Origin of the sequence: Actinomyces sp. zg296, from assembly GCF_009829695.1 — a bacterium.
Lineage (GTDB): Bacteria > Actinomycetota > Actinomycetes > Actinomycetales > Actinomycetaceae > Actinomyces > Actinomyces marmotae.
In genome coordinates this window covers 238,797-253,358 of the sequence record NZ_VWPG01000003.1, presented here as the reverse complement: position 1 = coordinate 253,358, position 14,562 = coordinate 238,797, and the positions used below count along the sequence as shown (strand labels likewise).

Annotated in this window: 10 protein-coding genes; 1 reads left to right on the top strand and 9 read right to left on the bottom strand. The window is 68.6% G+C overall.

Annotated features, from left to right (window positions below):
- Positions 1-120 precede the first annotated feature (120 nt).
- Positions 121-1,491 (top strand): aspartate aminotransferase family protein, encoded by a 1,371-nt coding sequence (locus GVV76_RS03380; RefSeq protein ID WP_159624943.1) that lies wholly within the window; start codon positions 121-123, stop codon positions 1,489-1,491.
- 106 nt (positions 1,492-1,597) lie between these two features.
- On the opposite strand, the gene GVV76_RS03375 is transcribed toward GVV76_RS03380, so the two are convergent.
- The 9 genes from GVV76_RS03375 to GVV76_RS03335 form a co-directional block, all read right to left on the bottom strand.
- Positions 1,598-3,166: a peptide MFS transporter gene (locus GVV76_RS03375; RefSeq protein ID WP_159522153.1), complete on the bottom strand. Its 1,569-nt coding sequence runs from the start codon at positions 3,164-3,166 to the stop codon at positions 1,598-1,600.
- A gap of 331 nt (positions 3,167-3,497) precedes the next feature.
- The gene (locus GVV76_RS03370) at positions 3,498-4,766 is read right to left on the bottom strand and encodes an alpha-hydroxy acid oxidase (RefSeq protein WP_159624941.1); all 1,269 of its coding nucleotides are present in this window, start codon (positions 4,764-4,766) and stop codon (positions 3,498-3,500) included.
- A gap of 278 nt (positions 4,767-5,044) precedes the next feature.
- The gene (locus GVV76_RS03365) at positions 5,045-6,496 is read right to left on the bottom strand and encodes a mannitol dehydrogenase family protein (protein ID WP_159624939.1); all 1,452 of its coding nucleotides are present in this window, start codon (positions 6,494-6,496) and stop codon (positions 5,045-5,047) included.
- A 112-nt stretch (positions 6,497-6,608) separates the two neighbouring features.
- Positions 6,609-7,931 (bottom strand): RbtT/DalT/CsbX family MFS transporter, encoded by a 1,323-nt coding sequence (locus GVV76_RS03360; RefSeq protein WP_159624937.1) that lies wholly within the window; start codon positions 7,929-7,931, stop codon positions 6,609-6,611.
- 327 nt (positions 7,932-8,258) lie between these two features.
- Complete coding sequence (locus GVV76_RS03355; RefSeq protein ID WP_159624935.1) at positions 8,259-9,101, bottom strand: DeoR/GlpR family DNA-binding transcription regulator; 843 nt, start codon at positions 9,099-9,101, stop codon at positions 8,259-8,261.
- Between the two features lie 184 nt (positions 9,102-9,285).
- Positions 9,286-9,936 (bottom strand): LutC/YkgG family protein, encoded by a 651-nt coding sequence (locus GVV76_RS03350; protein WP_159624933.1) that lies wholly within the window; start codon positions 9,934-9,936, stop codon positions 9,286-9,288.
- On the bottom strand, positions 9,936-11,489 hold the full coding sequence (locus GVV76_RS03345) for a LutB/LldF family L-lactate oxidation iron-sulfur protein (protein ID WP_159624931.1): 1,554 nt from the start codon (positions 11,487-11,489) through the stop codon (positions 9,936-9,938). Before GVV76_RS03345 ends, GVV76_RS03350 begins: the two co-directional genes overlap by 1 nt.
- Entirely contained in the window at positions 11,486-12,283 is a 798-nt protein-coding gene (locus tag GVV76_RS03340; RefSeq protein ID WP_159522165.1) for a (Fe-S)-binding protein, read from the bottom strand. Before GVV76_RS03340 ends, GVV76_RS03345 begins: the two co-directional genes overlap by 4 nt.
- Positions 12,284-12,650: 367 nt before the next feature.
- A complete protein-coding gene (locus tag GVV76_RS03335; RefSeq protein WP_159522167.1) occupies positions 12,651-14,345 on the bottom strand; it encodes an L-lactate permease in 1,695 nt (564 codons plus the stop codon).
- Positions 14,346-14,562: the final 217 nt, after the last annotated feature.

The following is a 14,562-nucleotide window of genomic DNA, read 5'->3' as shown; positions in this document are numbered from 1 at the left end:
GGCCGGTGGGAGGAGTTGAGAGGAATCGCATCGCGATCGCATCGACGAGTACTCTGATCGATGCACCGGAATCAAACACACGACATGTGGACGCCAGGCCGGACCACGAAGGAGTGAGCAATGAGCATCAATATGGAACGAGTCGCTGAGTTGACGGAGATCGAGTCGAAGCGTCTCAATGAACGGACCAAGGGGTCCGGCGACATGTACAGTCGCGCGAGAATCAGTCTTTCCGGCGGTGTGGCTTCCTCGTACCAGCTGCGCGATCCCTGGCCCATCTACCTCGAGCGCGGGCAGGGGCCGAAGGTCTGGGACGTCGACGGCAACGAGATGTGGGACTTCCACAACGGATTCGGATCGATGCTTCAGGGGCATGCCCACCCGGCGATCGGTGAGGCCGTCCAGGCGCGGTACGCCCAGGGCACCCACTTCGCCGCCCCGACTGAGGACGCCCTGGTCGTGGCGGAGAACCTCTCGGACAGGTGGGGACTGCCGAAGTGGCGCTACACGAACTCGGGCTCGGAGTCCACGATGGACGCCATCCGCATCGCGCGCGCCTACACCGGTCGCGACACTGTCATGAAGATCTTCGGCTCCTACCACGGGCACCACGACACCGTCATGGTCTCGATCGGCGTCGAGTACGACAAGATCGGCGACCGCGACAACCTGGCCTCCCTGCCCTACGGAGGTGGCATCCCCGACGCCACCGTCCAGATGACGGTGCCGGTGCCCTTCAACGATGCCGAGGCCATGGAGCGCCGCATCATCCGGCTGACCGATGAGGGGCGCAAACCCGCCTGCGTCATCATGGAGCCGGCCATGATGAACCTGGGCGTCGTGCTGCCGGAGCCGGGTTATCTGGAGCAGGTTCGTGAGATCACCCGCCGGCACGGCATCGTGCTGATCTTCGATGAGGTCAAGACCGGCCTGTGCATCGGGCCGGGTGGCGCCACGAAGCGCTTCGGAGTGACTCCCGATATGGTCACCATGGCTAAGGCCCTCGGCGGCGGCCTGCCCTCGGGCGCCATCGGCGGCACCGAGGAGGTCATGTCCGTGGTGGAGGATCACACCGTCTTCCAAGTCGGCACCTACAACGGCAACCCCCTGGTGATGGCCGCCGTGCGGGCCAACCTTGAGGAGGTCCTCACCCCGGATGCCTACGCCCACCTCGACCACCTCAACGAGCGCATCCTCACGGGCTGCACGGAGGTCATCGAGCGCTACGGCCTTCCGGGCTACGCGGTGGGCGTCGGCGGCAAGGGATGTGTCACCTTCTCCCCGAAGAAGGTCGTCGACTACGAGTCCTTCAAGGAGCACCAGAATGCGCAGTTGTCCGAGCTCGCCTGGTTGTTCAACATGAACCGGGGGATCTTCATGACTCCGGGCCGTGAGGAGGAGTGGACGCTGTCTGTGACCCACACGGACGAGGCGATCGACGCCTATGTTTCCTGCTTCGAGGAGCTTGCCGAGGCGATCACCGCCAAGTGACGTGAGCGCGTAGCGAACTTTTTGGGGGCCGCCGGAGTATCCGGCGGCCCCCAAAAAGATTGAGTGGTGGGCAAGCGCCCCTCAGGGCTGAGGAAGCGAGCGGCGCCTAGCCGCGGGAGGTGACCCCGACGTCGGCCATCTGTCGCTGCGTCCAGGGAGCCAGGGCGTAGAGGCCGAGGGACACGAGGATCGTGATGGCGCCCAGGCCGTAGTAGTAGGTCGAGTCGGCGATGCCCTCCGTGCGCTCGATGACGACGGCGGCGATGCCCTGGCCGGTGGAGGAGGCCAGCAGCCACAGCGCCATCGACTGGGAGGCGAAGGACTTGGGGGCCAGTGCCGCCGTCGTGGACAGCCCCACGGGGGACAGGAACAGCTCGCCGATGGTCTGGACGATGAACACGAAGGCCAGGAACCACCAGGGCGAGAGCACGCCGCCACCGGGCCAAGTGGCGAAGCCGAGCCCCATGAGCAGGGCGGACAGGCCGATGAGGAGGACGGCCGAGGCGAACTTGACCGGTGTGGAGGGGAACCTGCCCGCTCGGCGCGTGAAGATCCACCCGACGACGGGAGCCAGGGCCACGATCACCAGTGGGTTGACCGACTGGTAGGCCTCGGGGGTGAGGGTCCAGCCGAAGAAGGGGGTGCGGCCGTCGGTGTGCGCCTCGGCGAAGGTCGCCATCTTGCCCGCGGCCTGCTCGAAGATCATCCAGAACAGAACGGCACCGATCCACAGGGGGACGTAGGCCCGCAGGTGGCCGCGCTCGGCGGTGGTGACGCTGGGGGAGCGGAACATCACGACGAAGTAGGTGATCGACGAGCCCGTGGCGACGAGGAACAGGGCGTAGGCGATCGCGGAGGTCAGGGAGTGGGTGATGACGAAGATGACCCCGGCCAGGGCCGCGAAGCCGGCTACCGCGCCGACGCAGGTCAGCAGGAGGCGCGTCAGGGCCTCGCCGCGGATCGGGTTGGGCACGTCGAAGGCGAAGGCGGAGAGTTTGCTCCGTCCGTAGATGAATGCCGCGAGCGCCAGGGCCATGCCGACGGCGGCGGCCGCGAAGCCCGCGTGGTAGCCGTAGTGGCCCCTGAGCCAGCCGGTCACCAGTGGGGAGAAGAAGGAGCCGACGTTCACCGACATGTAGAACAGTTGGAAGCCGGCGTCGCGGCGCGGGTCATCATCGTCGTAGAGACCGCCGACGATCGTCGACAGGTTCGGCTTGATGAACCCGGTTCCAATGGCGACGCATACGATCCCAACCCACGCCAGCGGCGCCACGGGGACCGACAGGCACAGATGGCCGATCATGATGATGACCCCGCCGTAGAGCGTCGACAGCCACGGGCCGATGACGCGGTCGGCGAAGATGCCCCCGGGGATCGCCAGCAGGTACACGGCGGCGCCGTAGGCGGACAGGATCACCTGCCCGGTGTTGGTGCTCAGGCCCAGGCCGCCGTTGGCGATCGTGTCGGTGAGGAAGTAGAGCAGGATGGCGCGCATCCCGTAGTAGGAGAAGCGCTCCCACATCTCGACGTTGAGCATCCACGGCAGGCCGCGGGGATGGCCGAACAAGGGACTGCGATCATCTCGGGAGGGGCCGGTGCGCAGGGTGGTCGGCGTCCACCGGGACGCGATGGGTGCCCGGTCCGCCGTGGCCGAGGCAGTGGTCTCGGTCGTCATGTGTGTCTCCTCAAGGGGGTGAGACGGCCGGTGGCGCCGCCTTGTGGGCGGGGCCACCGTGCTGTGACGTGGGGCCGCTGGGGGTCCAGTGGTCCAGCCCTCGCCCGACGGCGTCCCCGGCGACCGCTGTGAGGGCGATCTGCTGGGGGCGCCGTCGGGTGAGAGCACTGCGGGCACGATACCCCCGGGGTGTAACGAATTGTTTTCCCCGTGGGGCACGGCTGGGACCGGCCGCATCCCGGGTCGCCGATCGCGGCGTGCTGGGATGCGGCCGGGCGGAGTGGCACGCCGCGACCCTCCACGTCCGGAGTGGGCCGTGGGCGCAGGATCCTCAGCGGCTGAGGCTCGCCTCGGCCGCGGCGACCTGGCGGCTCACGGGGACGAGTCGGGTGAGCTGGGTGACATGGCGCGGCTCCAACTCCTCGATGGAGCTGACCCCGAGCAGGCGCATGGTGCGCACGATCTGATCGCTGAAGATCTCGATCATGCGGTCCACCCCGGCCTGTCCGCCGGCCATGAGGCCGTAGAGGTAGGCGCGGCCCACCAGTGAGAACTTCGATCCCAGGGCGGCGGCGGCGATGATGTCCTGGCCGTGCATGATTCCGGTGTCGATCATGACCGTGGTGTCCTTGCCCACCTCGCGCAGGACCTCGGGCAGGAGGCGGAAGGGGACGGGGGCGCGGTCCATCTGGCGCCCGCCGTGATTGGACAGCAGGATCCCGTCGACGCCGAGGTCGACGAGCCGCTTGGAGTCCTGCACGTTCTGGACCCCCTTGACGATGATCTTGCCCGTCCACATGGAGCGGATGACGGAGAGGTCGTCGTCGGAGATCGTGGGGTCCATGACGGAGTCGAGCAACTCGCCCACTGTTCCGCCAGTGGAGGACAGGGACGCGAACTCGAGCTTCGGGGTGGTCAGGAAGTCGAACCACCAGCGCGGGTACATCGCCGTGTTGAGGACCGTTCCGGCGGTGATCTGCGGCGGGATGGAGAACCCGTTGCGCTTGTCCCGCAGGCGGGCACCCGCGGTGGGCACGTCCACGGTGAACATGAGGGTGTCGAAGCCGGCCTTCTGCGCGCGCTCGACCAGGCCGTAGCAGATCTCGCGCTGGCGGGTGACGTAGAGCTGGAACCAGTTGCGGCCGTGGGGATTGGCGGCGGCGACGTCCTCAATGGACGTGGTCCCCAGCGTGGACAGGCTGAAGGGGATGCCCGCGGCGCCGGCGGCGGTGGACCCGGCGATCTCGCCCTCGGTCTGCATGAGGCGGGTGAACCCGGTAGGGGCGATGCCGAAGGGGAGCGAGGAGCGCCCGCCGAGGATGGAGCAAGCGGTGTCGGTCTCCGGTGCGGGGCGCAGGATGTCCGGGTGCCATTCGATGTCCCGGAAGGCCTGGCGGGCGCGGCGCAGGGAGATCTCCTCGTCGGCGGAGCCGTCGGTGTAGTCGAAGGCCGCTGCCGGCGTGCTGCGCTTGGCGATAGTGCGAAGGTCCCAGATCGTCTGCGCTGCGGCGAGTCGCCGACGGCGTCCGTTGAAGTCTGGAGTCTTGAACTGCAGGAGCTCGAAGACCTCGGATGGTCTGGGGAACTGGCGCTTCACCACAGGGCTACCTCTTTGTTGGCGGGTGGTGCCGCAGCCGGTGATGGCCGCTGCGGCAATCGGATAGGGCTGAGACCTTGGTCTAGGTCTGGCGCACGCCGAAGTATGCTCTGCGGCAGCCGAAAGTGCAAGGCAAGCCTTACCTATGCAATTGCTGTGGTGGCGGGGCCCCGGCGCCCCCCCCGGAATTGAGGGAGGGAGCCGGGGCCCCGGTATCGCTGGCGGGCCCGATCGCGGGGCTCGGCGCGCTGGGAGCTCTTCTGGACCGCGCGGGGCGCGCCTCAGCCCTCGTTGAGCGTGGCCTCCATCCGGGCGCGCGCGCCCTGCTCCTTGAGGGCGGCGAGCTCGGTGAGGAAGGCTGACCGGAAACGCTCGTTCGCGCCCAGGTCGGAAAAGACCTCCTCATTGGTGAGGAAGGCGCCCTCCTCGCCGTCGCGCTGGCGCCGCCCGTAGTCTTCCAGGCGGTCCTGGGCATCCGGGATCGGCTCGCCGGCCTCGTCCACGCCCTCGGTGCACCAGGCCCAGGCGGCGCACAGCGCCGCGCCCAGGCGGATGGAGCGGCCCGCCTCCAGGTTCTCCCGGATCGTTGGCAGCACGAACTTGGGCATGCCCGAGGGACCGAAGAAGGCCAGGCGCGCCAGGGTGTCGGCGATCGCCGCGTTCGTGAAGCGCTCGAACAGCGAGTCCACGTAGGCGGGAAGATCGATGCCCGGCACCGGGCGCAGCGTCGGCAGGGCCTCGCGCTCCAGGTAGGCGCGGGTCCAGGCGGCGATCCGCGGGTCGGCGGCGGCCTCGTGGCCATAGGTCATCCCCAGCGGCCTCCCCCAGTGCGCCAGCGCCTGGTGGGAGGCGTTGAGCAGCCGGAGCTTCATGAGCTCGTAGGGGACGACGTCGGTCACCATCTGCACGCCTACCTCCTCGTACGGAGGGCGCCCGGCGGGGAAATCGTCCTCAAGCACCCACTGGGTGAAGGGCTCGGCCACGACCGGCCAGGCGTCGTCGACGCCGAGCTCGGAGCGCACCATGGCGATGTCCTCATCGGTGGTGCGGGGGGTGATCCGATCCACCATGCAGTTGGGGAAGGAGACGCTCGTGTCGATCCAGTCGGCCAGCTCCGCATCGCTCATCCGGGCCTGGGAGACGACGGCGGCGCGGGCCACCTTCCCATTGCCGGGCAGGTTGTCGCAGCTCATGACCGTGAACGGGGCGGTGCCCTCCTCACGGCGACGGCGTAGAGCCTCCACGATGTAGCCGAAGGCCGTCGTCGGCTCACCGGGGTTGGCGGCGTCGCGGACCGCCCCCTCGGCGTCGGTGCGGAAGGCGCCGGTGGCGTCGTCGATGTTGTAGCCGCCCTCGGTGACGGTCAGGGAGACGATCCGCGTGGTCGGCGCGGTGAGCGCGTCAAGAACCTCCGCGCGGGCCTCGGGGGCGTACAGGTAGCGGTGGATGGAGCCGATGATCGCGGGCTCAAGATGGCCGTCGGGGTGCTTGAGGGTGAGCGAGTAAAGGGTGTCCTGACTGGTCAGGGCATCGCGTATGGCGGCGTCGGCCGGGAGGAGCCCGACGCCGCAGATGCCCCACTCCAGCGCCTTGCCCTCGCGCATGAGGCGGTCCAGGTACATGGCGTGGTGAGCGCGGTGGAATCCCCCGACGCCGAAGTGGACGATCCCGGTGGTGATGGCCGAGCGGTCGTAGGCGGGGGCCAGGGGTGAGTCGGCGAGGCTGGTGGTCATGGTTCTCTCCTTGGGACGGTGGTGGTCATCTGGTGATGGGCAAGGGATGGTTGTCGCCCGGCGGCTGTCGGTGTATCGCTCGCGCGGCGGCGCCCATGGGCGCGGGGCGCCGTCAGCCGGCCGCCTGACCGGTCCCCGCCCTCGGCTTGTCGGACAGTGCGGGCGCCGAGTGGAGGATTCGCGCGTTGCCGGGCAGTTTGAGGGCGAAGCACAGCAGGAAGGAGACGGCGTAGATGAGGGCTAGGGCCATCCCGGGCCAGAAGTAGCCCTGCGCGGTGCTCTCGTCGCCCAGGAGCACGGTCACGATGGCGGGGCCAACGAACGCTCCCAGGCCGGCTCCGAGGTTGAGGATGGCCAGGGCGTTGCCGGTCTCGCCGTGCGCATGGGCCACGAGTAGGGGAGTGGTGGGCACGTGCGCGCTCAGGCCGATACCGATCCCAGCGGTGCCGATCGCGATAAGGAAGAAGTTCGGCCCCGCGATGATCGGAATGAAGTACATGTACACCAGGGAGGCGAAAGTGATCGGGGTGGCCGCCCATTGCAGGGTGTTCCTCCAACCGATCCTGTCGCCGGCCACGCCCCAGAAGACGTCACCGATGATCGCGACCAGGCCGAATACGGAGAACTCGAGGATGGCCTGGGACTCCGGCATCCCGAACACCTTGTGGAGGTAGACGACGTAGTAGGCCTGCATCCCGTACTGGCCGGAGAGGTTGATGATCTTGACGATGCCGCCGATCGACACCTTGGGGTAGCGCCAGAGGACTGACACCGCCGAGCCGACCGAATTGGCGATCGAGATCCCCGCGGTCTGCGTCGCCGAGGGGTGCAGGCGCAGGAACAGCATTGTGATGATGCCGCCGATGGCCGCCAGGATCCATCCGGCCCACAGGGTGGCGACATGGCCGATGGCCGGCAGGAAGAAGCTTGAGAAGTAGGAGCCGAGGAACTGCATGCCCAGGGAGAAGGCGAACCAGAACCAGCCGGAGACCGAGGACTGGCGCTCCGGGGGTGTGACCATCATGGTCCAGGTGAGGTAGCCGTAGGCGAACATGGGATAGCCGAATCCTCGCAGCCCGTAGAACAGCAGGACGAGCGGCATCGAGTGGCTGGGGAGCCCGACGAGGATGAACAGGGCGTCGAAGATGAGGAAGGACATCAGGCCGGTGAGCATGACTGCTCGGCAGCCCAGCGCATCGCACAGCGCCCCGGATAAGAACGCCGCGATCGCGACGATGACGCCGTAGAAGGAGACGATGGTGGACCCTTGCGCCACCGTGAATCCCACGTCGTCGGAGGAGAAGTAGTTCGTGATCCACACGGCTTCGATTCCATCGCCGATCACGAAGATGACGACGCCGAGGAAGCCGAGGGCGAGATTGGTGGGGAATCCAGTCTTCTGGATCGCCGCGATAACAGGATTGGAGCTGGGCATTCAAGGCTCGTTTCGACGGGGACTGCGTTGTCTTGGATGTCGTGTCAGATCGTTCTGACGGCTCCAGCATGGCCGACACTGGGGTGCCTGGGAGTGACCGGTCGGGGATCACCGACTGCCGATTCATCAATGGGGTCCCACCGGCGCGTCGATTCCGCCGGCGCGGTTGAGCGGGCCCGGTGAAGCGCCCGGCTGACCGGTTCGCGGGGCCCGAGTGACCGTTGGCAACCATTTCGGTGCCCGATTCACTGTGGGGAGCGGATCCGGGCGGGGGTCTTCCCCGATGGGGGGGCGAGTGCTCGCGGGGCGTCGCTGAGTGGGGCGTGGTCAGACCCGATCCAGGCGCCCCCCGGCGTCGATGATCCGGCGGGCGGTCGACGAGCGCAGCTCGGTGCCGGTGATGACGCGCTCGAACTGGCGCACATGGCCGAACCGGCACAGGGTGGAGCGCGCGAATTTCGTGTGCGAGCCCACGAACAGCGCTCGCTGGGACACGGACAGCGCCGTCTCCTTGACCTCGGCCACGGAGGCGTGGGGCGTGGTGAGCCAGCCGTCCAGATCTACCCCGTTCGCGCCGATGATGGCCAGATCCGGTCGCATGTCGCGCAGCATCCTCGTGGCCCACCGCTCGACGCTGGCGGCGGTCACGTGGCGCACCCTGCCGCCCAACACGATCACCGTGGTGCGGGGGCGCTCGCACATCTCCAGGGCCGTGGGCAGGGAGGCGGTGATAATCGTCAGGTCCCGGTCCGCGGGCAGGGCCCGGCCGACGAGGAGCGGATGGAAGCCCTCATCGAGGAAAACGGTGTCGGCCGCGCCCAGCCGATCGACGGCGGCCTGGGCGATGCGCTCCTTCTCATCGGCGAGGTGCTCCTTCCTGTAGGTCAGAGTCGACTCGTAATTGGAGGCCTCAGCGATCCCGACACGCCCGTAGGAACGGGTGATCGCGTGCGTGTCCTCGAGCTCGCGCAAATCGCGCCGGATGGTCTCCACGGAGACCCCGAAGAGGCCCGGCAGGGAGGACACGGACACCTCGCCGGTGGCCCGGAGATGGGCGAGGATCGCTTTGCGCCGCTCGGCCGCGCCCAACTGCTCGGCGTGCTGTCCGTGCGGCGTCAGGGGCCGTCCGCCCTCGGGATGCGACGGATCCGCTGTGATCTCAATGCCCATGCCCTCCATCGTGGCATGTCAGCCAGTGGCGTGGGAGGCAAGTGGGGGGGGCGAGGTGCCCGGAAGCCCCGGCGCCCTCTGGGACAGGGATGAGCGCCGGGGCCTCCGGTTCTCCACTGCCCGAGGGTGAACATCCCGGGCAGTGGGGCTATCGGGCGGGGCCGGATCGCGTCCGGCCCCGCGGTCAGTGCGCGATGACGACCCCCAGGTTGCGGGGCCCGTGGACGCCGTTGACGCGGATGAGCTCGATGTCGCTGGTGGCCGAGGGGCCGGCGACCCAGGTGCTCGGACGGGTCGGGTTCTCGCCCAGGATGTCCACGGCCTGCGGCACCGTGGGCTGGATCGACTCGCGCTCCAAGATGATGACGTGGCGGTCCGGCACCAGGGAGATGGCACGGCGCCCCTGGTCGGGCTCGCCGTCGAGGCAGATCGTGCCCGACAGCGAGATCGCGGTGCGCGAGCAGGTGACGACGGCGTCGATCCCGTCGAGCTCGAGCGTGGGGATCGGGTCCTGACGGGAGTCCTCGCGGACGGTCCGGCCGTTCCTCGCCGCGGCCTCCTTGTAGGCCTGCGGGAGCCCCGCGGGAACCACGACGGTGGTCGCGTCGGCCAGGAGGGCGTCGATGGCGTTGAGGATTCCGGCGTCCTCGGCCTCCACCCGCACGACGGCGTTGTAGTCCTCCAACTTCTCCACCATCTCTGCCACGACGGGCTCGGATCCGGGCGGGTTGGCGCCGACGCGCGCGTAGGTGCGGGGGACGGGCGCGGCCGGGGCGGCCTGGGAGCGGGAGATCGCCTCCCGGGCTCGCGAGAGGATCACGCTGCGGGCGTCCATCACTTGGCCTCCTTGCTGTTCGCGATCGACTGCGGGTGCGTGCGCCTCCACCACTCACGGAAGCTCTCCGCGGGGGCGGCGGGCACGTCGCGGGTGCCCGTCCACATCGAGGCGGGGAAGGGCAGGGAGCCGATCTTGCCGTCCCGGTCGATGAGGCGCGTGGCCTTGATGGCCTTCGTGGCGGTGGCCCACACCCGGCCGCTCTTCATGACCGGCGTGGTCACCCCCATGGCCACGTCCCACATATCGGGGAGGATCTTGCGCTTGACGTCGACGGTCCTGGCCCGCAGGTGGACGAGGATCGTCGGGATGTCGATCTTGACCGGGCAGACCTCGCCGCAGGCCCCGCACAGGGTGGAGGCGTAGGGCAGGGTGTGGACCGGATCGTCGTCGGCCAGGCCCTGGGTCAGCTGGGGGGTGAGGATCGCGCCGATGGGCCCGGGGTAGACCGAGCCGTAGGCGTGGCCGCCCGTGTGCTGGTAGACGGGGCAGATGTTCATGCACGAGCCGCAGCGGATGCAGTGCAGCGCCTCGCGGCCGATCGGGTCGGACAGGGCCTTGGTGCGCCCGTTGTCCATGAGGATGAGGTGGAACTCCTGGGGGCCGTCGCCCTCGGTGACGCCCGTCCACATGGAGGTGTAGGGGTTCATGCGCTCGCCGGTGGCCGAGCGCGGCAGGAGCTGGGAGAAGATCTCGACATCCTGGAAGCGGGGGACGAGCTTCTCGATGCCCATGAGGGTGATGAGCGTGTCCGGCAGGGTCAGGCACATGCGGCCGTTGCCCTCGGACTCGAACACGGAGACGGTGCCGGTCTCGGCCACGCCCATGTTGGTGCCGGAGACGGCCACCTTGGCGTGGAGGAACTTCTTGCGCAGGTGGGCGCGGGCGGCAGCCGTGAGCTCCTTGGGATCGTCGGACAGGTCCTTCGGTGCATCGCCCATGCGGTCCAGGAAGATGCCGCGGACCTCGGAGCGGTTGCGGTGGATGGCCGGGACGACGACGTGCGAGGGCATGTCGTCGGCGAGCTGGACGATCATCTCGGCGAGGTCGGTCTCGTTGGCGAAGATCCCCTCGGCCTTGAGATGCTCGTTGAGATTGGTCTCCTGGGTGGCCATCGACTTGATCTTGACGACCTCATCGACGCCCTTGGACTTGATGATCTCGGTGACGATGGCGTTGGCCTCGGCGGCGTCGCGCGCCCAGTGGACGATCCCGCCCCGGGCGGTCACGTTGGCCTCGAACTGCTCCAGGAGTTCGGGCAGGTTGCTCATCACCTCGTTCTTGACGGCGGAGGCGGCGTCGCGCAGGTCCTCCCAGTCCGGCATCTCCTCCACGCGCATGGCGCGCTTGCCGCGGATGGTGCGGGTGGCGTGGCCCAGGTTGCGGCGCATCTGCGTGTTCTGCAGGGTGCGGTGCGCGCCCTTGGGGAAGGTGGTGCCCCAGCGCAGCGGGTTCTCGGGGACGTCCACGGTGGTCGCCCAGCCGCCGGTGTGGGGGCGGTCCTCGGGGCGCTGGCCCGCGCCCGCGGGCATGCCCAGGAATGTCTGGCTCATCGGGCCGCCTCCGCATCCGCCTGGAAGGCGACGTTGCCGATGAAGGGGGCGTCCTTCGTCGAGGCGAGGATCTCGGCGAGGTGCGTGATCCGCACCCCGGAGTTCAAGCGGGACAGCCCGCCACCGATGTGCATGAGGCAGGAGTAGTCGCCCGCGCATAGGATCTCGGCCTTCGTGGCCTTCACGTTGGCGACCTTGTCGGTGAGCATCGCCGTGGAGACCTCATGGTTCTTCATGGAGAAGGTGCCGCCGAACCCACAGCAGACGTCCGCGTCGGGCAGGTCGACCAGGTCGATGCCCTCGACGGCCCGCAGCAGCGCGTAGGGGCGGTCCCCGACCTTCGCGATGCGCATCGAGTGGCATGTGGGGTGGTAGGTGACGCGGTGGGGGAAGTAGGCGCCGACGTCCGTCAGCCCGAGGACGTCGACGAGTAACTCGGAGAGGTCGTAAGTCCGCTTGGCGACGGCGTCGGCCCGTTTGGCGAGGTCGTGGTCCCCGACGTGCTCGGCCACGAGGGCCTGCTCGTGGCGCGTGGCCCCGGTGCAGGAGCCCGAGGGGACGACGATGGCGTCCCACTCGCCGTCGAGCACCGGCTCGAAGGTCTTCACATGGTTGCGGATGAGCTTGGCGCCCTGCTTGAAATACCCGGTGTTCGCGTGCATCTGGCCGCAGCAGACCTGCCCCTCGGGGAAGACGACCTCATGGCCGAGCCTCTCCAGGAGTGTGACGGTCGCCTGCGGCGCCTGCGGGAACATGGTGTCCGCGATGCAGGTCGCGAAGAGCGCGATACGCACGATGAGGACCTCCCTGTCTTTTGTCTCGCGGCGTCGTTGTCCGATGTCGCTCTCACCTTAGGGCCTTCGTCCCTGCGTCAGTGACCGTGATGTCCGTCGGGCGGCACCCGGTGGGGCGTGGTGGGGGCGTGACCCTTGGTGGGCTGCGGAAACTCGGCGCTGTCGTGGGGTGGGGGCCGGTTGAGGGCGGCGGCCGCGCCAGTGGTGGCGACCCTCCGCGCGCCGGATATTACGAACGTGTGTCGTGATGTTTTCTCAGGTGGGCCCCAGCGGGACCGCCCCCTCGCGCGGGTGGCGCGAGGGGGCGGTTGAGTGGGTGGGCTGGGTCGAAGCTGGGTCAGGGGCGCTGGGCGCCGCCTCGGCCGGCTCAGCGGATGGGCATGTAGGCGCCCAGCCAGCCCTGTGAGCCGACGAAGATCAGCGCGCACAGGAGGATCAGCAGGCCGATCGAGTAGGGCGCCACTTTCTTGAGGATCTGGGCGTCCGACCCGGGTTCGTCGATCGCGGTGGAGGCCACCGCCAGGTTCTGCGGGGAGATGATCTTGCCCAGGCCGCCGCCGATCGTGTTGCCCGCCAGCAGGATGCGCGCGTCGAGACCGGCGCCCTGGGCGGCCGTCGCCTGGAGCTTGGCGAACAGGGCGCCGGCGGAGGTCGCCGAGCCCGCCACGCCGGTGCCCACCCAGCCCAGGATCGGGGCGAGGAAGGCGAAGAAGGCGCCGGTCGACGCCAGTGCCGCGCCGATCGCCGTGGTCTGGCCGGAGAAGTTCATGACGTAGGCCAGTGCCATGACCGAGGCGATGGTCAGGATCGCCAGGCGCAGGTTGTGGATCGTCTTGGGCAGGACGGCGAACATGGTGCCCACGCTCGTGCGGTACCGCCCGCCGGAGGAGCGCGTGCCGTAGACGATGGCCACGATGATGCCGGTGACGAAGATCCACGTGCCCGGGTTGGACAGGATCTGAAGGGTGTAAGTGCCTGATGGCGAGGGCTGGCCGTCAGCGCCCAAGAGCTGGCCGTGGACCCCGGGCCAGTGGATCGGCAGGTCCTTGGACTTCAGCACCGCGGGCAGGTCCACGCCGATCCTCCACAACTTGGTGATGGCGATGATGATGACGACGAGCACGTAGGGCAGCAGGGCGAGTCCCACGCGGGCGCCGTCGGGCTTGTCCTCCTCGGCCACGAAGGTGCGGAACTCCTCGGGCGTGGTCGGGGTCCAGGCGAGCAGGAAGGCGTAGCCGGCGGCCAGGCCCAGCAGGGAGGCGGCCACGGCGGTCAGCTCGTACGAGCTCGAGGAGACGAAGAAGTGCCCCGCGCCGGTGGCCAGGCCGATCGCGATCGCCAGCGGCCACAACTGCCTGATGCCCCGCATCCCGTCGATGATCTGCAGCAGGATCAGGGGGATGAAGGCCGCGAAGATCCAGGTGAGATGCCCCATGCGGGTGGCGACCTCGACGGGGTCCTCCCCGCCCAGCTGGCCGGCGGTGGTCACGGGGATGGCCATGGCGCCGAACCCGACGTTGATCGCGTTGCCCACGATCGCGGCCACGGCCGCCTTGATCTTGGGCAGCCCCAGGCTCACCAGCAGGGCGCAGGTGATGGCCACGGGCGCGCCGAAGCCCGCCAGTCCCTCCATGAGCCCGCAGAAGGAGAAGGCGATGATGAGCGCCTGGGCGCGCTGGTCGCCCTTGCCGATGACGTTGAAGATCGCCTTGAGGTCCGCGCTGCGCCCGGAGGACTCGGTGAGGTTGTAGAGCCACACGGCCGCGATGATGATGTAGATGATCGGCATGAGGCCGAAGACGGCGCCCTGGGTGGCGCTCATGACGGTCAGGACCACCGGCATCCCGAAGAAGAGGGCGATGACCATGGAGATCGCCAGCGAGATGAGCGCGCACCAGTGGGTCTTGACCTTGAAGGCCCCCATGAGGATGAAGAAGGACGCTAGGGGTACGAGCCCCACGAGGGCGGTCAGGTAGACACTGTCCCCGACGGCGCTCGTCGACGGCGTGAAACCCGTCGCGAGGACCGCTGGGAGAGCGCTGGCAGGGAAGGCTGATGCCATGAGGACCTCCGGCGTCGTTGCTGGTCAGTTTCCGGGTCTGCGAGGTGGCTCGGGCGCGGTGCCTCGTGCCATCTGAAGGCCCGGGAAGGGGTGGATCCCGCCACGCCGAGTCGCCCCGGGCGCGGCAAGTGGACGAACGTCCTAGGCGAGAGTACCCGACATCCCCGGCGCGCGGTGCGAGCCGGGGATGCCGGGCTGATGGGTTCCGCGCCGGGTG